This window comes from Asticcacaulis sp. AC460, from assembly GCF_000495795.1.
In the GTDB taxonomy this organism is placed as follows: domain Bacteria; phylum Pseudomonadota; class Alphaproteobacteria; order Caulobacterales; family Caulobacteraceae; genus Asticcacaulis.
Genome location: NZ_AWGD01000035.1, coordinates 111,764 through 133,156, shown reverse-complemented (window position 1 = coordinate 133,156; position 21,393 = coordinate 111,764). Strand labels below are relative to the sequence as shown.

The window sequence follows — 21,393 nt, the reverse complement described above, 5'->3', positions numbered from 1 at the left end:
TCAAGCGATTCTTTCCGATACGTCACAATTGGCGGAAAGTCGTCCGGGTCAATGTACGGCATGGGACGGCATGGGGTTTACGGGTGGCTGCGGCAGGAAGCGGGCGATATGGCCCAGCAATTGGTCCTGATGGAACGGCTTGGCGACGTAGTTGCTGGCGCCCAGGGTCATGGCGGCGTCGATATCGGCCTCGCTGTTGCGCGCCGACAGGACGATGACGGGGATATCCCGCTCGTGTCCCGCCTGGGCCCGCTTTTCGAGGAAGCTCAGGCCGTCCATATCGGGCATGCTGATGTCGAGCAGGACAAGGTCGGGCGTGGAAAGACTGAGGGCGGCCAGTCCGGCCATGCCCCCGGGGGCGGTCTCGACCTCATAGCCGCGCCGGCTGAGGAGCACCTTGACCAGCAGCCGGACGTTTTCGTCGTCGTCGACCACCAGGATCTTACGCTTGTCTGTATTTGCATTCTGCAACATGACGCCACCCTTGTTCTAAAGCCTTGCCTTCCGGATGCTCCGGCCGGCCCCTGACATCAGATTACGGGAAGTGTCCTTAACCTCTGTTCAAACGATTCTTTCCGCCATGTCACAATTGGCGCGCTCTCCTTACGCACCCAGCGCTTCTTCTTACGCTCCAAGCGCATCGATCCGGGCTTGCGCTCCATTGCCACCGCGCCGCAGGGCTTCCTGGTACCAGGCCAGCGCCTTGGCCCGGTCCTGTTCGACCGCAATGCCCATTTCGTAGAGCTGGCCCATCATGATATAGGCGTCGGCGAAGCCCTGATCGACGGCCGCCTGAACCCACTTCAGCGCTTCGGCCGTATCGACCGCCACCCCGTCTCCCTGGATCAGCGACACGGCCAGGGTCAGTTCGGCGGGGCCATTGCCGCCCTCCGCCGCCTTGCGCAGCCACACCATGCCCTGCGCCGGATCGGCAGCAACACCGTCGCCGCGGAAATAGGCATTGGCGACTTCGAACGCCGCGCCCGCGTCGCCGCCATTGGCCGCGTTGATCCGGGACTGAAAGGGATCCGCTGCCGCCGCGCCTTCGATCTGCGCGACCATACCGGCCATTTCCTCGTCACCCAAGGCCGCGGCGCGGCGGGCATAACCCAGGGCCCGCTGCATATCCAGGGCCTGGCCCATGCCGTTATAGGCGGTGATCGCCAGTTGAGCCAGGGCCTCGACCTCTTCGCCCTCTTCCGCCGCCTTAACCCACCAGAAGTTGGCCATGGCCGGATCGGCCGCCGTACCCGTGCCGCTGAAATAGAAGGTCCCCAGCCGCGCCATGGCCATGGTGCTGCCGGCGTCGGCGGCCTCACGCAGCAGCCGGAAGGCTTCGTCGCGGTCGACCGTCAATCCGCCCTGGCCGGTGGCCAGCATGACGGCATAGATGGTCATGCCGTAGGTATTGCCCTGGTCGGCAGCGGCCTTCATCAGGCGCGCGCCATAGGCCATGTCCTGCGGTACGCCTTCGCCCAGCAGCACGAACTTGCCCAGTCCGGCCTGACCGGCGGCGTCGCCCCGATCGGCGGCGATGCGATACAGGCGCGCGGCCTCGGCGGGGTCTTTCGCGACGCCTTCGCCGGTTTCATAGGCCAGGGCCAGGTTGGTGGTGGCGCGAATGTCGCCCTGATCCGCCGCCGCGCGCAGGTAGCGTACTGCGGCAGCCGCGTCCCGGGCGACGCCGCGGCCGGTCATCAGCAGATTGCCATAGATCGCCTGGGATTCGGCGTCGCCCAGGTCGGCGGCGCGGCGGAACCAATAGGCGGCGGTGGCGTCGCTCTGGTCGGCGCCGTAACCCGTGGCGTACATTTCGCCGAGCCCGCGCGCCGCGCCGGCGTCGCCGCCATTGGCCCGGGCCGTGAAGTCCGGCACAGGATCGCGCTTCTGCTCGATGATGTAGGTATAGGTCGCCACGACGTCGCGCTTGACCGGCTCGGCCGTCGCGCCGCCGTTGTAGCTGCTGGCGGAATTGGTCTGGCGCGCCCGGATGTCGGCGACCTGTGAGCGGTAGATCGATTCCTCCTGCTGGCGGATATAGTTCTGGTGCTCGCGTTCCTTGTTCTGGGCGGCGTAGTAGTTGTCGGCGGCCTGGGCCGCCGGCGCCATCGCCATAACCAGCAACAGGGCCGTGGCCAGACCCAGTGCATGAAGGCGGGGCTTACGCAGCGGCGCGGTCATTGATCGGCCGCTTCGATATAGACGTTGAATTCGGTCGGATAGCTGTCGTTGAACGACAGCAGGACCTGGCCCTGGGGCGCTTCGAGTTCGATAAATTCACCCTCGCCGCTGCGCACCATGTCGGGCCGGCAGGCGTTGATATTGGTGGCATAGTTGGCCATTTCGGCGACCGCGCTGCGGCTGGGGTCTACGCGGAAATAGCAGGCATAGGAGTAGGACTTGTCGTCCTTGTCGTAGCGAAGCTCGCATTCATGGGCGTAAGGCAGGTTGACCGCCACCGCCCACAGGTTCTTGTCGGTCTTCTGCCCCTTGATGCCGTTGAAGCCGGAATTGGCCCCCGGCATGATGTTGCTCAGGGCGTCGCACAGGACCTGGTCCTGGGCGTGGGCCGCGACCGGTAGCACGGCCAGGGCCAGAAGGACGGCAGCGGATTTCAAACAGCGCATAGCAGGGCCCTTTCCGGGGTTATAACGTCGCCGCGGCAGCGGCGATTTCAGGTTCATTCATGGCGTCTTTGGCCTCCTGAAAGCCCTGGTCGGCGGCGGCCTTGAACCACCTCGCCGCCTCACGCATGTCTTTCGTGGGGCCGTAGCCAAAGTAGTAGAGCTTGGCCAAAACGATCTGGCCCTGGGGATCTCCGCCCTTGGCTGATAGGGTGGCGTAGCGGAAGGCGCCGTCCCAGTCTTGCTTGTTCATCAGCACCGCCGCCATCAGGCCCTGGGCGTCGGCCAGGCCGCCATCGGCCGCAATCTGAAGCGCTGCGACGCCTTCTTCAAACAGCTCCGCCTTGCCGCTGGAGAGCAGGACCTGAGCCAGATAGTTCATCACGTCCGGCGACTTCTGGGACGACGCCAGGCGCAGGTATTTCATCGCCTTGTCGCGGTCCGGCGCCAGGCCCAGGCCCGGCATGTAGACGATAAGCCCTAAAAGGTACTGGGCGACATATTGCCCCCTGTCGGCCGCATCTTCGGCCATGGCCAGGATATCGGCCGGAGGGGCGCTCATATCGCCGGCGGCAACCCGGTCGCCAATGGTATAAAAGGCATACAGCGCCTCCCCGTAGGGATCGCCTTTTGTGGCGGCATCACGGGCGTAGCTGCGCGCCAGCGGCGCGTCCTCAGGCCCGCCCTGACCATTGTCCATCATGGCGGCGCACTGCGCCTTGGCGGGGGGATGGTCCTGAAGTGCGGCCGTGCAGAACCAGGTCCGCGCCGCCGTCATGTCCCGGGCGACGCCGTAACCGGTGTAGTAGATGCGGCCTAGATTATACTGGGACTGAGCGTTTCCCGCCTGCGCCTCGGCGGTGACCCGGGCGATGGTCTGCGCTTCGGTCTCCTGCTGGTAGACGGTGAAGGTGTAGGTGGCGACGACGCTGTGGGGGCCTTCGGGCTTGTATTCGTAGGGCTTGTAGCTGTAGCCGCTGCTCGAACTGCCCGAAGATCCGTAGCTTGAGCCGGAACTGGTGCTGCTTGTGTAGCCGCTGGTCGATCTTTGCTGGGATTCGAAATTGAGCCGGTCGTTGCGCGCCGAACTGGCCTGCATGTCGTTCATCATGCGCTGACGGTTGGCTTCGTCATTGGCGGCGTTCCATTCGGCATGGGCCGCCATGGGCAGGACCATGCCAATCATCGCCACAGCCGTCATGGCCGCGTGTTTTGCCGTCCGGCAGGTGTTGGCCATGGTCCGTCCCCGAGTGCTGACGCCGTGACAGCTACACCCGGGGACATGCGGTACCTACTTACAAATCCTGTTAGCCGCGCCGTCTGGCGTTCCATGGGCTTCCTGTGGCAAGTACGATGTACTGGTGACGAAAGGTGAAAGCATGTCGATTCTGCGACTGACCGGTCTTACGGCCCTGATCATGGCCTCCCCCGCCCTTGCCCAGACGCAGGAAGCGCCTTTGCCGCCCCTGGCGCCCTGGTCCGGCGCCAGCGAAAAGCTGATCGCCGGCACGGACAATCCCTGGATAACGCCGGCCGAGCAGATGAATTTCGCCGATACACCGGACTACGACGCCACACGGGCCTGGCTCGACCGGCTGGTGGCATCCGCGCCGGACCTCCTGACCATTGAAAGCTTCGGCACAACCGCCCAGGGCCGCGAACTCTATTTCGTCCGCGCCAGCAAGGGCGGCGCCGCGAAACCGGTCCTGCTGGTCCAGGCGGGCATCCATGCCGGCGAGATCGACGGCAAGGACGCCGGCATGATGCTGCTGCGCGACATCGTCCATCGCGGCAAGAGCGGTCTGCTCGACAAGGCCGACCTCGTTTTCGTACCAATTTTCAACGCCGACGGGCACGAACGGTCCAGCCCCTGGAATCGGCCCAATCAGCGCGGCCCTCGATCGATGGGCTGGCGCACAACCGCCCAGAACCTCAATCTCAACCGCGACTACCTCAAGGCCGACGCGCCCGAAATGCAAGCGATGATCGGGCTCATCCGACGCTTTGACCCGGCGCTCTATATCGACCTGCATGTCACCGACGGCACGGACCATCAATATGATGTCGCCTACGCATTCTCCGGCTGGCGCGGGCTCTACACCCAATCGCCGGCCATCAGCGGCTGGCTGGATCAGCGCCTGCGGCCGGCCATGGACGCTGCGCTCAGGCGCGCCGGCCACACGCCCGGCTATTATGTCAGTTCCGTCGACAACCGCGATCCGGATCAGGGCGTCAGCCACGATCCCGACACACCGCGCTTTTCTACCGGTTACGGCGACTACCGTCACGTTCCGACCATCCTGGTCGAGACCCATTCGCTGAAACCCTATCGCCAGCGGGTGCTGGGAACCTATGTCTTCGTCGAAGAAGCCCTGCGCCTGACTGGCGCTGAAGGCGCTCACCTGCGCGCAGCGATCGACGGCGACCGCGCGCAACGGCCGTCAAGCCTGGTCGTCCGGTGGAAGCCGCTGAAAGACCCGATCTATACGGTCGACTTTCTCGGCATCGCCCACGAAACCTATACTTCCGCCGCCTCCGGGCGCGAGGAAATCCGCTGGCTGGGCAAGCCCGTCAAGCAGAGGATTCCGGTCTTCGGCCAGGAACCGGCGCAATCCGTCATCCTACCGCGGGCGTGGTGGGTCCCGGCCTCGGCGCCCGAGGTTATCGCACGGCTGAAGTTGCACGGAATCGTCCTTGAGACCCTCGACGCGCCGCGCCGTCTGGAGCTTGACATGGTGCGCATCACCGGGCCGAAACTGGGCGCGGCCAGCGAAGGGCATGTCCCCCTGTCCGCCGAAGGCTTCGTCCACGGCCGCGGCAGCGAAACCTTCCCGGCCGGCTCGGTCCGCGTCCCGTCCGATCAGCCGCTGGGGTTGCTGGCGGCCGCCCTGCTCGAACCGGAAAGTGCCGAAGGCGCCCTGGCCTGGAATTTTTTTCCAGGCATGCTTCAACGCACGGAATACATCGAGGCCTATGCCATCGCGCCACTGGCCGAACGCATGTTGGCGCAGGATCCGGATCTGAAGCGCGACTTCGAGGCGAAGCTGGCCGCCGACCCGCAATTTGCCGCGGACGGCGATGCGCGCCTGGCGTGGTTCTACGAACGCACGCCTTATTTCGACGACCGCTATCTGCTCTACCCGATCGGCCGCGAGGAATGACTCGGCCCGGCGGTCAACAGGAGCGGAAAATCTCAAAAATCTTCGCGTCTTCGCGCCTTCGCGTGAGACCTCTTTCTGCTTAGCCGGCGAAATCGACCACGACAGAAGAATTTCACGCGACGACGCGAAAAAGGTCAGAGCCCAATGCCTCAGGCAAAAGCTTGGAGCCGACAGGCGGATCGGCCAAGGATTGCCGCTTAAAGGGCGCGCCAGGCGATGTCGCGACGATAGAACCCGCCCGGCCAATCGATACCGGCCAGGGCTTCATAGGCGCGGTCGCGGGCTTCGCGGATCGAAGGTCCCCGGGCGCAGATGTTCAGCACCCGCCCGCCGGCCGCTCGAAGCTGGCCCTTCTCGTCACGCGACGTGCCGGCATGGAACACGGTGACATCGCGGCCGAAATCCTGGTCGGCGCCACGGATCAGCGAGCCCGGAATCGGGCTGTCCGGGTAACCCCGGGCCGCATAGACCACGCACACCGCAGCATCCTTATGCCATTCCGGCGGCGGAAGGTTGCGCAGCGCGCCACGGGCCGCGGCCACCAGATACGGCACGATGTCGCTCTTCAGGCGCAGCATCAGCACCTGGCATTCCGGATCGCCGAAGCGGGCATTGTATTCGACCAGGCGCGGCTGGCCGTACTCGACCATGACCCCGGCGTACAGCACGCCCTTGTACGGCATGCCCTCGGCCTTCATCCCGGCCATGGTCGGCTCCAGGATGTCGCGACGGACGATCTCCAGCAGCTCCGGCGTCACCACCGGCGCCGGCGAATAGGTGCCCATGCCGCCGGTATTGGGGCCGGTGTCGCCGTCGAAGGCGCGCTTGTGGTCCTGGGCCCAGCCAAAGATGGTCGCGGTCTCGCCGTCGCACAGGGCGAAGATCGACGCCTCTTCCCCGGTCATGAACTCCTCGATGACGATGTGCGAGCTGGCAGCGCCGTAACGCCCGCCCAGCATGGCTTCGATCTCGGCGACACCGTCCTGGAAGTCCGGCGAAATGGCGACGCCCTTGCCCGCCGCCAGCCCATCGGCCTTGATTACATAGGGCGGATCGTAGGTCTTGAGGAACTCGCGTGCCTCGGCGACATTGTCGAAGGTTTCCGACAGTGCGGTGGGGATGTTGTAGCGGGCGCAGATGCCCTTGGTGAAGGCCTTCGAGGTCTCCAACTGGGCGGCTTTGCGCGACGGTCCGAAACACGGGATGTTGGCCGAGGCGCAGGCGTCGGCGATGCCTTCGGCCAGGGCGCTTTCGGGCCCGACGACGACCAGGTCGGCCCGGATTTCGCGCGCCAGACCGATCAGCCCCATGACGTCGGTGGCCTTGATGTCGCGGCATTCGACGACGCCGGCTATGCCCGGGTTGCCAGGGGCCACGACGAGGCGTTCGCACAGCGGCGACTGTTTGATTTTCCACGCCAGGGCATGTTCACGGCCGCCCGAGCCGATCAGCAGGATGTTCATGGTTTTCCGCTTCTCTCATGTGGCGAGTCCGGTCAAGCAAAAGCTTCAATTCCAAGGGTTATAAATGTCAGCCCTGGCCTTTTCGAACTGGCTGGTATCGCGCGACACGACCGTCACTCCATGGTGAATCGCCGTCGCCGCAATAATGAGGTCAGGTTGCGAAAAAGTATGTCCTGTCTTGCGGCCCTGCTCTACCAGCAATCGCCACTTGAACATGACGTCTTCACTCACGGCAAGCACACGCTGATGGAACATCGGCCGTACCTTGTGTTGTAACCAGTCGTTCAACTCTGCGCGACGGCCTGGATCATCAACCAGTTCAATACCGAAACGGATTTCTGCGAACGTGACGGCACTGACGTACAGGCTGTCAAGCGATTGGCCGGCGACAAAGGCCAGGACCTTGGGCTCCGGCTTCGGCCGCCGGAGTTCGGAAAGGATATTCGTATCGAGCAGCCAGCCCGTCACAGGTCGACACCACGAACGGGAAAGGCTCCCCGTACGGGTTCGATATCGATGTCCGGACTGGGAGACGCCTGCATGACGGCAATCAATGCCGCCCCCGTTGCTTCACCGTTCATACGTCGAAACTCATCTGCGGCTACGATGACGACTTCGTCGCGGCCATGAACGGTTACCAGTTGGGGACCTTCACTGCGAGCCCGGCGGACAACTTCGCTGAACCGAGCCTTGGCGTCTTGCAGCAGCCAGCGCCCGGGCGCAAGGGATTTGGATTTTCTGGTCATAATGACCAGATTATCACGCTTCGCCGCCTGCCGCAATCAACACGCCAGCACGATCGGTGTGCCGTCAGTGTCTTCCAGACAACGGTGCAGGGTGGCGTAGAACTGCGGCAGGTCGATCGGCTTGTGCAGCACATGATCGAAGCCGTGACCGCGCGTGTCGGTCAACAGCTTGGTCTGGGTCGCGGCCGACAGGGCGACGATGGCGCCCGGCTGGTTCTCGCCGCCGCGCTCGCACAGCATGCGTGTCGCCGTGATGCCATCGAGTACCGGCATCTGGATGTCCATGAAGATCAGGTTGAAGCGCATGGTGGCGCAGATTTCCAGCGCCTCGGCGCCGTCGCAGGCCTCGAAGACCTCCAGGCCGTAGTCTTTCAGCAGCAACCGGATCAGTTCGCGGTTGACCGGGTGGTCGTCGACGATCAGCACCTTGCGGTCTTCCAGGAAAATCGGGCGCTGGTCCAGGATGGTGACCACAGGCGCAGGCGCTTCGCTCTCGACCACCGGGACCTCGAACCAGAAAGTGCTGCCCTGACCCGCCTCCGACTCGACGCCGATCCGGCCCTGCATCAGCTTGACGATTTCGTGGCAGATCGACAGCCCCAGGCCCGATCCGCCGTACTTGCGGTTGATACTGTTGTCGACTTGGTTGAAGCGGGTAAACAGGCGCGCCCGCTGTTCCGGCGTCAGGCCCGGGCCGGAATCCTTGACTTTGACCCGCAGACGCCCGTCCGTCACGGCCAAGGTCACGGCGACATAGCCGTCATGGGTGAATTTGCAGGCGTTGCCGATCAGGTTGTACAGAACCTGGCGGATGCGGACGTCGTCGATCGATAGCCATATCGGCGACGCCTCATCGTAATCGAAGCCGATAGTGATGTTGCGCGTATCGGTCAGGGCCATGAACTGGTCGACGACATCGCCCGCCAGTTGCCGCAGATCGGTCGGCTGAGGATCCAGGGTGACCTGGCCGGCCTCCAGCTTGGAGAAGTCGAGCACGTCGGTGATCAGGCTCAGCAGCGCCTCGCCGGCCTTGTTGATGCGGCCGATATAGTGGCGCGCGTCCTTGGGCAGGTCCTCAACGCCCTTGAGCAGGTTGGCATAGCCCAGGATCGTGGTCAGGGGCGTGCGGATCTCGTGGCTCATATTGGACAGGAAGTCCGACTTGGCCTGCTGGTGGGCCTCGGCGTCACGCTTGGCAGTGCGCAGCGTTTCTTCATAGTGCGACTGATCGGTAATGTCTTCCAGGATGCCGAAGATGAAGTCGGGCTGGCCATCCTCGTCACGCTCGACGCCGCCGCGGGCATAGACGATGCGCTCCTCGCCGTCGCCGCGGATCAGCCGGCACTCGAAATGCAGGTCGGCGCCATTCTGCATGGCATCGACGACGCAGCGCCGGACCTCGTCGCGGTCGTCGGCGTGAAAGAGATCGATCGTATTGGTCAGGTCGGGCGTAAAGGTCTCGCGGTCCAGGCCGTGGATAGCGTAGACGCCGCGCGACCAGAAGGCCTCCTGTTTCTTGACGTCGATGTGCCAGTAACCGACTCCGGCCACCTCCTCCATCAGTTCCAGCTTGTTCTGGGTGTCCTGGAACTGGCGGATGGCCGCCTTGCGCGCCAGGCTGTCACGGCGCAGGGACAGCACCGATGCCGCCGTCGCGGCCAGCTTCTTCAGACGGCGCTGATCGGCATGGTCGAAATCGCGGCGGGGATGGATGTCGATCACACAGATCGTGCCGACCGCCTGACCATCGAGATGGATCGGCGCCCCGGCATAGAAACGAACATAAGGTTCGTCCACGACGAAGGGATTGTCGCAGAACCGCTCATCGTCCAGCGTATCCTCGACCACCAGCACGCTGTTGGACTCCAGGGTACAGTCGCAGAACGAAATCTCGCGCGGGATCGAATCCATCGGAATGCCGTGCCGTGCCTTGAAGACATGGCGTTCGCCATCCGTCAGGGCGACCAGGGCTATCGGCGAGTCGAAGATGTCGGCCGCCAGGGCGGTCAGGCCGTCGAGCCCGCCTTCCGGTTCAGTGTCGAGCAGATCGGGTTGTCCGTCAGACGGCATGAGCAGGCTTCAAGAAACAGGTACGCAGTGAAACTACAGCCAAGCCTCTCAACAAAACTTAAACGCGAAGGATTTAATTTCTTGGGTGCGTCCGGCCGATTCGCTAATCTGCCGCCATGCCGAACGATCTCCTCACCGCCGCCGATTCGCCTGCCGGTTCCAACGCTCCCGCCTACTCTGTCTCCGAGTTGGCGGGCGCCCTGAAGCGCACCCTGGAACAGACCTACGACCACGTGCGTTTGCGCGGCGAAATCTCCAAGGTGACCCGCCATGCGTCGGGCCATGTTTATCTGACTCTCAAGGATGACAAGGCCAATATCGACGGTGTCATCTGGAAGGGCCAGGTCAGCCGTCTGCAGACCCAGCCCGACTACGGCCTTGAGGTCATCGTCACCGGCCGTATTACGACTTTTCCAGCATCATCGAAATATCAAATTGTCATCGAACAGATGGAGGCCGCCGGCGTCGGCGCGCTGCTGGCTCAACTTGAGCGTCTGAAGCAGAAATTGAACGCGGAAGGACTTTTCCGCCCTGAGCGGAAAAAGCCGCTGCCCTTCGCGCCGCGCACCATCGGGGTCATCACCTCGCCGACCGGGGCGGTCATCCGCGACATCCTGCACCGCATCCGTGACCGCTGGCCATGCCGCGTCATCGTCTGGCCGGTGGTCGTCCAGGGCGACGCCGCCCCGCCCCAGGTTATCAACGCCTTGCGCGGGTTTGAGTCCGGCGCGGTGCCGCGCCCCGACGTGATCATTGTGGCGCGCGGCGGCGGCTCGGTCGAGGACCTGTGGCCGTTCAACGACGAAGCCCTGGCCCGCGCGGTGTTCGAGTGCTCCATCCCGGTGATTTCCGCCGTCGGGCACGAGACCGACACCACCCTGATCGACCACGTCTCCGACCGCCGCGCCCCGACGCCGACCGGGGCGGCGGAACTGGCCACGCCGGTCATCGGGGAACTGCGCGCCTTCGCCGCCGACCTGGAGCGCCGCCGCCAGGCCTGCATGTCGCGCGGCCTGGAAACCCGCCGCGAAAAGCTGGCCCTGCTGGCCCGTGCGCTACCGCGCCCGACCGACCTGATCGATACCGCCCAGCAACGCCTTGATTTCGTTGCGCAACGGTTGGCCGGCAGCCTGAGCCAGAACCTCAACCTCCATGGCAACGCTTTCACCAAGGCCTCGGCGCGCCTGTCGCCGCTGTTGCTTACGCGCCAGGTCGACCAGTCCCGCCAGCGCCTGAACCACGCCGGCCAACGCCTGGATGGAGGCCTGAAAAGCCATGTCGATCGCGCCACGGCCCGCTTCGCGCCGCTGGAAGGCCGCCTGGATGGCGCGCTGACCCGCCGCCTCGCCATCGCCAAGCAACATGCCCGCCTGCCCGACCTGGAACGGCGGATGGACGACGCCATGCAACGCCTTCTGGTGCGCCAGTCCGAACGCCTGCAACGCCTGGACCAGCTTCGCCTGAGCCTGAGCCCGACCCGCCCGCTGGACCTTGGCTTTGCGCTGGTCGAACGCGACGGCCATGTGGTGACGCAGGCGGCGGGCGTTTCCGCCGGCGACGTCCTGACCCTGACCTTCAAGGACGGCAAGACCACGGTCACCGCCGGCGAGGGCTCGCCCCCCCCCAAATCGCAGCCGAAAAAACCCACCCCGCCGCCACAGCAGGGCAGTCTCTTTTAGCCCCGCGCTTGATTCCGCCAGCCAATCGTCTTACCTTTAGCGTATGAACATGCACTCACCCCCGCCCCTGCCCGATCAGGCCGTCCTGCATTACGGCGACGGCGAATACACCATCATGCGGCCGGGCAAGTTCGTGCTGTGCGCCGTGTCGGGTAAGCGCGTTCCGCTGGAAGCCCTGCGCTATTGGAACCCGCGCAATCAGGAAGCCTATGCCGGTCCCGAGGAGGCCATGCAGCGGTGGAAAAGCCTCAACCCGTAAACCGGCGTCTCCTGCTCACAGGAGGACTGAGCGCGGCGCTGTTTCCCGCCGCCGCATCCGCGCAGCCCGTTCCCTTCAATCTCAGGGGCCGCTTCGTCCAGAGCGGCTATGCCGTCGGCCAGGCGGCGCCGGGCGCCCAGTTCTGGGTCGATAAGGTCCCGCGTGGCAAGACGTCGGACAAGGGCTTCTTTTTCGTCGGTCTGGACCGCGATGCCGCCGCCTCGTGCCTGATCGAGGTCCAGAACACGAACGGCGGCCGCGACAGCACCTCCATCATCGTCAAGCCCGGCACCTACGACGTCCAGAGGGTGGACGGCCTGCCGCCGCAGACCGTAACCCCGACCGATCCCGACGTGCTGGCGCGGATCAAGCGCGACAGCGACCTGAAGAACCTGGCCTTCGTCAGCCATGACGATGACGACGGTTTCCGCACCGGTTTCATCTATCCGCTCAAGGACTTCCGCGTTTCCGGCCATTTCGGCAACCAGCGCGTCCTCAATGGCGTGCCCAAGTCCCCGCACTACGGTTTTGACATGGCGGCGCCGGCGGGAACGCCGATCCGCGCGCCCGCCCTGGGCCTGGTCGTCCTGGCCGAGCCCGACATGTTCTACGAAGGTGGCCTGACCCTGATCGACCATGGCCAGGGGCTGATCTCCATGTACCTGCATCAGTCGAAGGTCCTGGTAAAAAAGGGCGACCGGGTGACCCAGGCCCAGATCATCGGCCATGTCGGCGCGAAAGGCCGCGCCACCGGCCCGCACCTGTGCTGGCGGCTGAAATGGGGCGAGCGCCGCATGGACCCCAGCCTGATGGTCAGCTGAGCAGAGTCCTTAAAAGAAACCCCGGTAACATAAGGCATTTCGCCGCAGCGCGAACATCGTCTCAGAAGCAATTATTGACTTGAAGTTGTTTGCGGATTCGGGATAACACCCGTTTCAGGGCGCTGACGGAGACCTTGCGGCGCTTCCTTTGAAGGGGCAAGGACTCGATTTCCCGACATGGCCGACTACACCAGTCTGAAAATACTTCTGGTCGAAGACAATCAGCATATGAGATCGATTGTAAACGCGATCCTGAAGGGCACTGGCATCCGCAACGTGCGTGAAGCGCGTGACGGCGCCGAGGGTCTGGACATGCTGCGTCAGTATCCGGCAGACATCGCGCTGGTCGACTTCAATATGGATCCGATCGATGGCGTTGAGTTCACGCGGATGCTGCGTAATGCGTCGGACAGCTCAAACCCCTACCTGCCGGTGGTGATGATCACCGGCCACTCCGAACGCTCCAAAGTGATCCGGGCGCGCGATTCCGGCGTCAACGAATTTGTGGTCAAACCCTTAACGGCGCGCGCTTTGCTGGGGCGGATCGACTCGGTGATCATGCGGCCGCGGCCCTTTATCCGCTGCAAGAACTACTTCGGCCCCGACCGCCGCCGCATCGACGACAAGGCCTATCCCGGTCCGCACCGCCGCAATACCGACGGCATTTTCTAGATTCTTGTTTACAATTATTAACAGCCCCTAGGCGCGTCGCTCAAATCACGCGATAGTCGAGCAGTGATTCTCTGCGCGGAAGACGCATAATATGGGCAAAATCGTAACTCCCCTGCTGATGGTAACCTACGCCATTCTAAGCGGCTGTGTCGCCGCCCTAGTGTGGCGCGGCGGCTCCGATGGCGGCACCGCTATGGCGGCCTTCATCGGGACGCTCGGGGTCTGTGTCGCCTTCCACGCCTATGCCACGCAGAAAATGGCGGAAATCCGCATCACCAAGGATATCGACCTGGTCCGCGACGCTCACCGTCTGATGGTCGACGCCATCGACTCGACCCAGAAGGACATGATCGAACTGGCCGACCGGGTGCAGAACCAGCGCACCTCGCGTTCCGAGGAACTGACCTCGGAAGTGCGCATGCTGGAGGACCTGGTCAAGAAGCTGGGCGAAAGCATCGAGGACCGCCTGAACGAGTGGAAATCCGCGCCGGCCGTTGTCGTGCCGCTGCACGGCACGCCCGCCCAGAACGCCCGTGAAGCCCAGGCCCTGGCGCTGATCGAGACTATCCGCGAAGCCTTGACGCAAAATCGCGTCGACCTGTACCTGCAACCCGTCGTCTCCTTGCCTCAGCGCAAGACCATCTTCTACGAAAGCTTCTCGCGCCTGCGCGATGCGTCGGGCCGCGTCCTGATGCCGGCGGAATATCTCAATGTCGCCGATGCCGAAGGCCTGGTGCCGTCGATCGACAACCTGCTGCTGTTCCGTTGCGTCCAGATCGTCCGCCGCCTGGCCAAGCAGGACCGCCGCATCGGCATCTTCTGCAACATCTCGCTGACGTCTTTGCGCGACGAGGTCTTCTTCCCGCAGTTCCTGGAATTCCTCAGCGAGAACAAGGACCTGGCCGGGGCTCTGATCTTCGAACTGGGCCAGGATGCCTTCGCCAGCCGCGGCTCGGTCGAGGGGCGCAACATGGCCAAGCTGGCCGATCTCGGTTTCCGCTTCTCGATCGACAAGGTGATGACGATCGACTTCGACCTGCAGGATCTGCACCGGTCGGACGTGCGCTATGTCAAGATCGGCGCCGGGCTGTTGCTGGCGCAACTGCTCGAAGTCGAGGGCAAGCCGGCGCTGAAGTTCCTGAAGGACATCCATGCCGGCGACTATGCTGGTCTGCTGGCGCGCTACGGCATCGAGGTGATCGCCGAGAAGGTCGAGAGCGAAAAGCAGGTGGTCGATATCCTGGATATCGAGATCGGCTATGCCCAGGGCCATCTGTTCGGCGAACCGCGCGCCATCAAGGAGCAGGTCCTGGCCGAAACCGCCCCGCCGGCGGGCTTCGTCAAGTCGACCATGCCGCAACTGCGCCGCCGGGCGTGATTTGCCGATAGCTGGATTCTGCGGTAGATTGGGCGAATGGGAACTTTGTCACCAGACGACATCAAACGCCTTTCGGTCGAGGAACGCCTCGAACTAATAGATGATTTGTGGGACAGTATCGAAGCTGAACGGACGTCTCTGACAGCTGCTCAAGCCGCTGAATTGGACCGGCGCGACGCTACTTTTGACGAAGATATCAAAACGTCGATTACGTGGGATGAGTTTAAGGAAAATCTCGCAAGACGCGGCGGCTAATGCGTACGGTTCGGCTAACCGCGGCTGCCGACTTTGAACTAAGGCGAGCTGTCGCTTGGTATAATACCGAGCGTAACGGCCTTGGCGACCGTTTCCTAGCCGACGTTGAAGACAAGCTTTCGAGAATTGCCGTAAGCCCCCAACGTTTTCCATTCGCCAGACGAGATACACGTCGGGCACGGCTGCGACGTTTTCCTTACAATTTATTTTTCCGGCAGATTGAGACCACAATCTACATAACGGCTTGCTTTCACGATAGCCGCGAGCCCGATATCTGGATTATGCGTACTTGAGCCCCTTTTTGCTTTCCCGCCGCCCATCGAAACGCTACACCGCCTCCGGTATCAGTTGCCGGATAAAGCTTTATGACCTCCCCGATCCTGTTGAATGGCCTGGCCGATGTGGCGGGCGACTATGACGCCATCTTCTGCGACATCTGGGGAGTCATTCACAACGGCCGACAACATTTCCCGCCCGCCTACGAAGCGCTGCGCCGTTTCAAGGCCGAGCGTGGGCCGGTCATTCTGATCTCCAACTCACCGCGCCCCCAGGCCGACCTGATTAACCAACTGGCTTCGCTCGGGATCTACGAAGACGGCTTTTCCGATGTCATCTCCTCGGGCGACGCCACCCGTGAGTACCTGCGTCAGTTCGCGCCGCAGGGGCCGTGCTGGCGGATCGGGCCGATGCGCGATGATGTGCTCTACCAAGGCATCGAGATCGACCTGAGCGGCAAGCCGGAAACGGCCACCTTTATCTCGTGCTCCGGGCCGTTTGATGACGAGAACGATACGCTGGATCAATACCAGCACGCCTTCACCATCGCCGCCCAGCGCAAGATCGTCATGATCTGCGCCAATCCGGACAAGGTGGTCCAGCGCGGCGACAAGATCATCATGTGCGCCGGTTCGCTGGCCGACCTCTATGCCAGCCTGGGCGGGCCGGTGATCATGGCCGGTAAGCCCTACCCGCCGATCTACGACCTCTGCTACCTGTCGCTGGAACGCCTGGCTGGGAAATCCATCGCCAAATCGAAGATCCTGGCCATCGGCGACGGCCTGCCAACCGACGTCCTGGGCGCCAATGCCCAAGGCCTGGACCTGGTCTTCATCGCCGCGGGCATCCATGCCCTGGAAGCGACCGACGACGCCGGCCTGCTCGATCCGTTGCGGCTGAAAACCCTGCTCGACGTCCAGATGGCGCATTCGAAATATGTGGCCGACGCCCTGCGCTGGTCGGCATGATCCTGCGCAAGGTTCGTGACAGCGACCGGCTGGGCCTGTTCGACGTCTGGCGCACTTCGGTCAAGGCGACGCACCACTTCCTTACCCAACAAGACTTTGAGAACATCGCGGCCCTGGTCGCCGATCACTATTTAGCCGTGGCCGATTTGTGGTTGGTGGTAGATGCCGACGACTTGGCCATCGCCTTTATGGGCCTGACTGACAACAGTCTCGACAGCCTTTTCGTCAGTCCGGCTCACACGGGCCGCGGGATCGGCCGGCGTCTGACCGAACACGCCGCCAGCCTGGCCGGGCCACTTATCGTCGACGTCAACGAACAGAACAGTCAAGCCGTAGGCTTCTATGAACGCATGGGCTTTCGCGTCACGGGCCGTTCAGATCGCGACAATGACGGTCGGCCTTATCCGCTGCTACACATGGCGCAATAACAGATAGCGCGGGAGCCGCCCCCGGCTCTCCGCGCTATCCGCACCATCGCAATATTTCACCGTCGGCTCTTGAAACAGGCCGGCTCGATGTCTTTGCTTATCTTCGTTTTTTAGTCGAACAGGGCGTCGATATCGTCCTGCGATGCGGGCTTGCTCAGATCCTCTGCAGGCATGTCGAACAAGGCATCGATATCGTCCTGGCTGTTCGTGGCTTCCGGTTCCGGCGCCTTGGCGGCGGGAGCGGGAGTTGGAGCAGGCGCCGGAGCGGCAGGTTTGGGTGCCGGGGCTGGAGCCGGTGCAGGCGCTTGCGCAACGGGCTTCGGCGCGGGGGCCGCGGCCTGAGCCGGGGGCGCCTTGGCGGCCAGGGCATCGACCTTCACAGCCGGGGCCGGAGCTTCGTCGAACATGGCGTCGATCGCGTCCTGCTTGGTTTCCGGACCGCCGATGGCGGGACCGTTCAGCAGCAGGTCGTGGCGGCGCTTTTCGTCGGCGGTCATTTCCGTCGGCTTGTCGTCGACGCCGAGCGTATTGGCCAGCTTGCCGACACGCTCCTCGATCTGCTTCAGGACATTGACCACCTTGGACACGCGTTGTCCGGTAATGTCCTGGAACGAGCAGGCTTCGAAGATTTTCATCACTTCGTCGTCGACCTTGGCCTTGTAGCCAGGGGTCGCCTCCGACATGCCCATGATTTCCTCGGCGGCGTTCATGATAGCATGGGTGGCGTTTTCGGTGTCGCGAGTGATGGCTTCCAGTTCGGCGCCGGCCGTCGGGATACGTTCATGCGAAATGTCGTGGGGACGCATTTCGCGAATTTCTTCCTTCGCCTTGGCGATATAGCCGGCGATGATGCGAAATTCTTCTGAACGCTTTTTGTCAAGTTGCTGGAAAAACCCGCGCATCAGGGCGACCAGCGCCTCGGACTGCTGCATCAGGTTTATGAGCTTGGGCTCGAGTTCGCCGACCATGGCGGGATCGAATCCCTCCAAGTCTACGGCTTGGTCCCTTTTGGATGCAGGCTGAGCCATGATAAGTCCAACAAAAAGAATTACTTAGAATTCGCCGAGAACGGCCGTGATCTTTTGCTTGAGAGTCGCGGCATTGAAAGGTTTAACAATGTAATTGTTAACGCCGGCTTTCTTGGCGGCAATCACGTTCTCGGTCTTGCTTTCGGCAGTGACCATGATGAACGGCGTTCTCTTGAGACCGTCATCGGCGCGGACCTTGAGCAGCAGCTCATAGCCCGTCATCGGCTCCATGTTCCAGTCGGAGATGACCAGACCGTAGTTGCTCTTTTTCATCTTGTCGAGCGCCTCGGTGCCGTCCGAAGCCTCTTCGACATTCTCGAAGCCCAATTGCTTGAGCAGGTTGGAAATGATCCGCAGCATAGTCTTGTAGTCATCGACGACAAGGACCGGCATGGACATATCGATGGCCATGTGTAAACGCCCCACTTTTTCTAAGGTTGGGCCCTGCAGGACGCAGGCCCTTCGTTTGAAGACAGGTCCCAATATCGATCAAACCCGATAAAATCAGGTTAAGAGCGTTTCGATTTATTTCTTTTATATTTCAATGATATATCTTAAATTAACCACGAATCATAGTGAAGCTATCTGATTAATTTCAACGAATCGTCCCGTAGCGGGACAAGAATCGTATCGGTTGCAACGCCCTGACCTCTTGTTCGTATCGTGCGGTTCACCTAAAGCACAACCATGAGCCAGAGCTTTTACCTCGACGAACTGAGTATCGACCAGACCGCCTCGCGCGTGTTCACGGTCGATGACGCCGCCATCGCCGCCTTTGCCGATGTGTCGACCGACCACAACCCGGTCCATGTCGATGAGGCCTTCGCCGCTGCCTCGCCGTTCAAGGGCCGAATCGCCCATGGCATGCTGATGGGCGCCTATATCTCGGCCACCCTGGCTTCGGACCTGCCCGGCCGCGGCGCCATCTATGTGTCGCAGTCGCTGAACTTCAAGCGCGCCGTGCGTCCGGGCGACGAGGCCACAGTGATCGTCACCATCACCGCCATTGACCTGAAATCCGGCCACGTGACCCTCAGCACCGTCGTCAAGGTCCGCAACAAGACCTTTGTCGATGGCACCGCTGTGGTGATCGCGCCCAAAAGACTTTAGTAGAGCTCAAACGCCGCATGGCTCGCCGCATAAGCGGCGGCGGGCAGTCGCCCTTGCCAGGCGGCGATCAAGTCATCATCACCGCCTGGATCGATCATGTTTCCCTTCGATAGCCTGCCCAAAGCCCTGCGGCCCCAGCGCCTGACCGCCCTGGTGCTGACCGTGCAGCAGGACGGCAGTGTTACCGTTCTGGGCGGCGAATTGCCCAAGGGTACCGCGGCCGCCATCGGCAGTTTCGATGGCGTCCATATCGGCCATCAGCATGTCATTGAAAGCGCCATCGTCGCCGCGGCGCGGACCGGGGCGCGATCCTCGGTCATCTGTTTCGATCCGCACCCGCAAAGCTTCTTCCGCCCGGATGGCGCCCCTTTCCGTCTGATGCGAATGTCGCAGCAAGTCCGCGCCTTCGAAGCCCTGGGCGTCGACTATGCCCTGATCGTCCGCTTCGACGGCAACCTGTCGTCGCTGGATGCTGAAGCGTTTGCGCGGATCATCCTGCACGATCACCTGGCCTTGAGCCATTGTTCGGCCGGTTTCGACTTCCAGTTCGGCAAGCGCGGCGGCGGCCATGCAAAGGACCTGGTGGCGTTCGGCGAGCAGTTCGGCTTTACCACCGACATCCTCCCGCTGCAAACCGATCATGCCGGACACAAGCTGTCGTCGTCGGCGGTACGCGACGCTTTGCTCGCCGGCGATGCCCGCACCGCCGAGAATATCCTCGGCCGCCCCCAGGCCTATGTCGGCGAGGTCATCCACGGCGCCAAGCAGGGGCGCACCATCGACTTTCCGACCCTGAACATCCGCCTGGATGACTATCTGCGGCCGCGCTACGGCATCTATGTCACCCAGACACGCCTCGGCGACGGTAGGGTGGTCAATGGCGTCAGCAATATCGGCATACGCCCGACGGTCGGCGGTAATATCGAATTGCTGGAAACCTATCTCTTCGACTTCAAGGACGAGATTTACGGCCAGACGGTCGAGACCCTGCTGCGCGACTTTATCCGGCCGGAAGCGAAGTTCGACTCGTTCGAAGAGATGCGCGTGCAAATCCAGAAGGACGCCAGCGACGCACGGGCGTGGTTCAGCGCTTGAGCACTTTCAGAGTGCTCGTGTCGAAGATCTGAATCTCGCTGCCGTAGTTGATATAGACCACCCGGGTCGGATCGTCCGGCATCACTTCGAAGACCTGGTTGCCGGCAAAGGCCACGCCAAGATCGCCGCAGGGCGGTGTCGGGTCTTCGCCGGTCCCGACATTTTTGTCCCAGCGTGCCTTGGCGTCGCCGGTCGGCGCCAGTTCGTAGAGCTTGCGCGACGACGGATCGGCGGTCGGGTCTTGGGCCAGCACGAGAGCACATGTCGCAGTGTCCTTGCCCGGCGACAGGGTCTGGATCTGCGGCAGGATCGACTCGATCGGCGCGTCGGCCGCCTTGGTAAAGGTGCGGATGACCGGCTGGATCACCGTGCTGCCGGATTCGCCATCCATCTTCAGGCTGAAACCCGGCAGGCTGTCATCGGCGACCAGACGGATGCCGCCGAAGCTGGGACCGCAGGCATAGGACCAGATCGACAGCGTCTTGCCTTTAACCTCCTGCCATTCGCAGCCCGTGAAGGTCTCGGCAGCCGCCTGGGAAGGTTTCGGCGCTTCCGTCTTCGGCGCGGCTGAACAACCGGCCAGGGCCGCCAAGACCAGGATGACAGGGATACGCATAAAAACCTCCGCTTTTACCGGACAGTGTCAAAGCGGAAGACTAGACGCAAGTCAGAGTTTGCGCACCGGCTGGCGCAGGATGGTCTTCAACTTGGCCGGTTCGACCTTCCGGGGATCGCTGAGGTAGATTTCGTGGTGCTTGCCGCGTTCCGTCAGGCCGTTCTGCGGCAGCCATTCGCTATGCAAACGCGCCAGGGTCGGCGCCTCGTCGGCATAGGATCCGATGTGCAATATCTGGGCGGACAAGCGCTCATCCAGGGTTTCCAGCCGTACCGTTTCTACCCCCGGCAGGCCCTTCTTCATCAGAACTTCGGCCTTGGCGGCATCGAGGTGGCCGGCCTCAATCCAGTCGGGCTGCAGGATCATCATGGTCCAACTCCACTCGTCGCGCCGGCCGGAATGGGTGTAGGCGCCGTAGTCGTCGGCCCACCACAATCCTTCCAGGGGACCGACGACATAGTCGCGGCCGAAGGCGCGTTTGCTCATGAACTTGAGCGTATAGGACAGGGAGTAGAGCGCCTCGACGGCGTGTTGATAGACGGGCGCGGTATTCGGGTCACCGCAGCCGTCGAACATCAGATAGGGCAATGGCGGCACTTCAACGAGGACAAAGTCCTTCTGGGGCGGGCCGTACAGGGTCTTGTACTCGGTTTTGAAATCGATCTTTTCAGCCGTCTGGGACATGGCGATACTCCCTACAATAGGTAAGGGAATATCGCCGGGTACTGTCAAAATATGCCAGTA

The 21,393-nt window shown here is 62.7% G+C and carries 23 protein-coding genes; 11 read left to right on the top strand and 12 right to left on the bottom strand.

Annotated features, from left to right (window positions below):
- Window positions 1-48: 48 nt before the first annotated feature.
- The 4 genes from ABAC460_RS43140 to ABAC460_RS43125 form a co-directional block, all read right to left on the bottom strand.
- Window positions 49-474 carry a response regulator transcription factor gene (locus ABAC460_RS43140; protein WP_023455054.1) on the bottom strand — a complete coding sequence of 142 codons (426 nt, stop codon included), beginning with the start codon at window positions 472-474 and terminating at the stop codon, window positions 49-51.
- Between the two features lie 150 nt (window positions 475-624).
- Window positions 625-2,181, bottom strand: a complete 1,557-nt coding sequence (locus ABAC460_RS43135) for a tetratricopeptide repeat protein (RefSeq protein ID WP_023455053.1) — start codon at window positions 2,179-2,181, stop codon at window positions 625-627.
- Window positions 2,178-2,627: a hypothetical protein gene (locus ABAC460_RS43130; RefSeq protein ID WP_023455052.1), complete on the bottom strand. Its 450-nt coding sequence runs from the start codon at window positions 2,625-2,627 to the stop codon at window positions 2,178-2,180. The genes ABAC460_RS43135 and ABAC460_RS43130 overlap by 4 nt, the downstream gene beginning before the upstream one ends.
- A gap of 19 nt (window positions 2,628-2,646) precedes the next feature.
- The gene (locus tag ABAC460_RS43125) at window positions 2,647-3,861 is read right to left on the bottom strand and encodes a tetratricopeptide repeat protein (protein ID WP_023455051.1); all 1,215 of its coding nucleotides are present in this window, start codon (window positions 3,859-3,861) and stop codon (window positions 2,647-2,649) included.
- A 142-nt stretch (window positions 3,862-4,003) separates the two neighbouring features.
- On the opposite strand from ABAC460_RS43125, the gene ABAC460_RS43120 reads away from it, so the two are divergent.
- Window positions 4,004-5,785, top strand: coding sequence for a M14 family metallopeptidase (locus tag ABAC460_RS43120; RefSeq protein WP_023455050.1), 1,782 nt, complete (start codon window positions 4,004-4,006; stop codon window positions 5,783-5,785).
- Window positions 5,786-5,982: 197 nt separating this feature from the next.
- Here ABAC460_RS43120 and purD read toward each other — a convergent pair whose 3' ends face one another.
- Genes purD through ABAC460_RS43100 form a run of 4 tightly spaced genes read right to left on the bottom strand, consistent with a single transcriptional unit; the run spans window position 5,983 to window position 10,064 of the window.
- Window positions 5,983-7,248: a phosphoribosylamine--glycine ligase gene (purD, locus tag ABAC460_RS43115; protein WP_023455049.1), complete on the bottom strand. Its 1,266-nt coding sequence runs from the start codon at window positions 7,246-7,248 to the stop codon at window positions 5,983-5,985.
- Window positions 7,249-7,293: 45 nt separating this feature from the next.
- On the bottom strand, window positions 7,294-7,716 hold the full coding sequence (locus ABAC460_RS43110) for a type II toxin-antitoxin system VapC family toxin (RefSeq protein ID WP_023455048.1): 423 nt from the start codon (window positions 7,714-7,716) through the stop codon (window positions 7,294-7,296).
- On the bottom strand, window positions 7,713-8,030 hold the full coding sequence (locus tag ABAC460_RS43105) for a type II toxin-antitoxin system Phd/YefM family antitoxin (protein ID WP_023455047.1): 318 nt from the start codon (window positions 8,028-8,030) through the stop codon (window positions 7,713-7,715). The genes ABAC460_RS43110 and ABAC460_RS43105 overlap by 4 nt, the downstream gene beginning before the upstream one ends.
- Complete coding sequence (locus tag ABAC460_RS43100) at window positions 8,031-10,064, bottom strand: ATP-binding protein (RefSeq protein ID WP_023455046.1); 2,034 nt, start codon at window positions 10,062-10,064, stop codon at window positions 8,031-8,033.
- Window positions 10,065-10,180: 116 nt separating this feature from the next.
- On the opposite strand from ABAC460_RS43100, the gene xseA reads away from it, so the two are divergent.
- The 8 genes from xseA to ABAC460_RS43060 all read left to right on the top strand — a co-directional run bounded on the left by xseA (window position 10,181) and on the right by ABAC460_RS43060 (window position 16,800).
- Window positions 10,181-11,743 carry an exodeoxyribonuclease VII large subunit gene (xseA, locus tag ABAC460_RS43095; RefSeq protein WP_023455045.1) on the top strand — a complete coding sequence of 521 codons (1,563 nt, stop codon included), beginning with the start codon at window positions 10,181-10,183 and terminating at the stop codon, window positions 11,741-11,743.
- A gap of 43 nt (window positions 11,744-11,786) precedes the next feature.
- A complete protein-coding gene (locus tag ABAC460_RS43090) occupies window positions 11,787-12,002 on the top strand; it encodes a DUF2093 domain-containing protein (protein ID WP_023455044.1) in 216 nt (71 codons plus the stop codon).
- Window positions 11,981-12,823 carry a M23 family metallopeptidase gene (locus ABAC460_RS43085; RefSeq protein ID WP_023455043.1) on the top strand — a complete coding sequence of 281 codons (843 nt, stop codon included), beginning with the start codon at window positions 11,981-11,983 and terminating at the stop codon, window positions 12,821-12,823. Before ABAC460_RS43090 ends, ABAC460_RS43085 begins: the two co-directional genes overlap by 22 nt.
- Window positions 12,824-13,000: 177 nt before the next feature.
- A complete protein-coding gene (locus ABAC460_RS43080) occupies window positions 13,001-13,495 on the top strand; it encodes a response regulator (RefSeq protein ID WP_023455042.1) in 495 nt (164 codons plus the stop codon).
- A gap of 91 nt (window positions 13,496-13,586) precedes the next feature.
- A complete protein-coding gene (gene tipF / locus ABAC460_RS43075) occupies window positions 13,587-14,873 on the top strand; it encodes a flagella assembly cyclic-di-GMP phosphodiesterase TipF (RefSeq protein WP_023455041.1) in 1,287 nt (428 codons plus the stop codon).
- 36 nt (window positions 14,874-14,909) lie between these two features.
- Window positions 14,910-15,128 carry an addiction module protein gene (locus ABAC460_RS43070; RefSeq protein WP_023455040.1) on the top strand — a complete coding sequence of 73 codons (219 nt, stop codon included), beginning with the start codon at window positions 14,910-14,912 and terminating at the stop codon, window positions 15,126-15,128.
- Between the two features lie 365 nt (window positions 15,129-15,493).
- On the top strand, window positions 15,494-16,372 hold the full coding sequence (locus ABAC460_RS43065; RefSeq protein ID WP_023455039.1) for a TIGR01459 family HAD-type hydrolase: 879 nt from the start codon (window positions 15,494-15,496) through the stop codon (window positions 16,370-16,372).
- Entirely contained in the window at window positions 16,369-16,800 is a 432-nt protein-coding gene (locus ABAC460_RS43060; RefSeq protein WP_023455038.1) for an acetyltransferase, read from the top strand. Before ABAC460_RS43065 ends, ABAC460_RS43060 begins: the two co-directional genes overlap by 4 nt.
- Before the next feature lie 110 nt (window positions 16,801-16,910).
- Here ABAC460_RS43060 and ABAC460_RS43055 read toward each other — a convergent pair whose 3' ends face one another.
- On the bottom strand, window positions 16,911-17,768 hold the full coding sequence (locus ABAC460_RS43055) for a protein phosphatase CheZ (protein ID WP_023455037.1): 858 nt from the start codon (window positions 17,766-17,768) through the stop codon (window positions 16,911-16,913).
- Window positions 17,769-17,852: 84 nt separating this feature from the next.
- Complete coding sequence (locus ABAC460_RS43050) at window positions 17,853-18,239, bottom strand: response regulator (protein WP_023455036.1); 387 nt, start codon at window positions 18,237-18,239, stop codon at window positions 17,853-17,855.
- A 276-nt stretch (window positions 18,240-18,515) separates the two neighbouring features.
- Here ABAC460_RS43050 and ABAC460_RS43045 point away from each other — a divergent pair, with 276 nt between their 5' ends.
- Together ABAC460_RS43045 and ribF are read left to right on the top strand one after the other, a co-directional pair.
- Entirely contained in the window at window positions 18,516-18,938 is a 423-nt protein-coding gene (locus ABAC460_RS43045) for a MaoC family dehydratase (protein WP_023455035.1), read from the top strand.
- Window positions 18,939-19,034: 96 nt separating this feature from the next.
- Complete coding sequence (gene ribF, locus ABAC460_RS43040; RefSeq protein WP_023455033.1) at window positions 19,035-20,033, top strand: riboflavin biosynthesis protein RibF; 999 nt, start codon at window positions 19,035-19,037, stop codon at window positions 20,031-20,033.
- Here the strand turns inward: ribF and ABAC460_RS43035 are convergent.
- The gene (locus ABAC460_RS43035; protein ID WP_023455032.1) at window positions 20,023-20,649 is read right to left on the bottom strand and encodes a hypothetical protein; all 627 of its coding nucleotides are present in this window, start codon (window positions 20,647-20,649) and stop codon (window positions 20,023-20,025) included. The two genes, ribF and ABAC460_RS43035, sit on opposite strands and share 11 nt — an antisense overlap.
- A gap of 51 nt (window positions 20,650-20,700) precedes the next feature.
- Entirely contained in the window at window positions 20,701-21,333 is a 633-nt protein-coding gene (locus ABAC460_RS43030; protein ID WP_023455031.1) for a GyrI-like domain-containing protein, read from the bottom strand.
- Between the last annotated feature and the right edge of the window lie 60 nt (window positions 21,334-21,393).

Bases quoted from the DNA above. Each gene is read 5' to 3' on its own strand.
- purD (WP_023455049.1), bottom strand. From the start codon at position 7,248: ATGAACATCCTGCTGATCGGCTCGGGCGGCCGTGAACATGCCCTGGCG.
- ABAC460_RS43125 (WP_023455051.1), bottom strand. From the start codon at position 3,861: ATGGCCAACACCTGCCGGACGGCAAAACACGCGGCCATGACGGCTGTG.
- ABAC460_RS43035 (WP_023455032.1), bottom strand. From the start codon at position 20,649: ATGCGTATCCCTGTCATCCTGGTCTTGGCGGCCCTGGCCGGTTGTTCA.
- ABAC460_RS43030 (WP_023455031.1), bottom strand. From the start codon at position 21,333: ATGTCCCAGACGGCTGAAAAGATCGATTTCAAAACCGAGTACAAGACC.
- ABAC460_RS43065 (WP_023455039.1), top strand. From the start codon at position 15,494: ATGACCTCCCCGATCCTGTTGAATGGCCTGGCCGATGTGGCGGGCGAC.
- ABAC460_RS43060 (WP_023455038.1), top strand. From the start codon at position 16,369: ATGATCCTGCGCAAGGTTCGTGACAGCGACCGGCTGGGCCTGTTCGAC.
- ABAC460_RS43140 (WP_023455054.1), bottom strand. From the start codon at position 474: ATGTTGCAGAATGCAAATACAGACAAGCGTAAGATCCTGGTGGTCGAC.
- ABAC460_RS43130 (WP_023455052.1), bottom strand. From the start codon at position 2,627: ATGCGCTGTTTGAAATCCGCTGCCGTCCTTCTGGCCCTGGCCGTGCTA.
- ABAC460_RS43055 (WP_023455037.1), bottom strand. From the start codon at position 17,768: ATGGTCGGCGAACTCGAGCCCAAGCTCATAAACCTGATGCAGCAGTCC.
- ABAC460_RS43120 (WP_023455050.1), top strand. From the start codon at position 4,004: ATGTCGATTCTGCGACTGACCGGTCTTACGGCCCTGATCATGGCCTCC.
- ABAC460_RS43080 (WP_023455042.1), top strand. From the start codon at position 13,001: ATGGCCGACTACACCAGTCTGAAAATACTTCTGGTCGAAGACAATCAG.
- ribF (WP_023455033.1), top strand. From the start codon at position 19,035: ATGTTTCCCTTCGATAGCCTGCCCAAAGCCCTGCGGCCCCAGCGCCTG.
- ABAC460_RS43050 (WP_023455036.1), bottom strand. From the start codon at position 18,239: ATGGCCATCGATATGTCCATGCCGGTCCTTGTCGTCGATGACTACAAG.
- ABAC460_RS43045 (WP_023455035.1), top strand. From the start codon at position 18,516: ATGAGCCAGAGCTTTTACCTCGACGAACTGAGTATCGACCAGACCGCC.
- ABAC460_RS43090 (WP_023455044.1), top strand. From the start codon at position 11,787: ATGAACATGCACTCACCCCCGCCCCTGCCCGATCAGGCCGTCCTGCAT.
- tipF (WP_023455041.1), top strand. From the start codon at position 13,587: ATGGGCAAAATCGTAACTCCCCTGCTGATGGTAACCTACGCCATTCTA.
- ABAC460_RS43135 (WP_023455053.1), bottom strand. From the start codon at position 2,181: ATGACCGCGCCGCTGCGTAAGCCCCGCCTTCATGCACTGGGTCTGGCC.
- ABAC460_RS43070 (WP_023455040.1), top strand. From the start codon at position 14,910: ATGGGAACTTTGTCACCAGACGACATCAAACGCCTTTCGGTCGAGGAA.
- ABAC460_RS43100 (WP_023455046.1), bottom strand. From the start codon at position 10,064: ATGCCGTCTGACGGACAACCCGATCTGCTCGACACTGAACCGGAAGGC.
- xseA (WP_023455045.1), top strand. From the start codon at position 10,181: ATGCCGAACGATCTCCTCACCGCCGCCGATTCGCCTGCCGGTTCCAAC.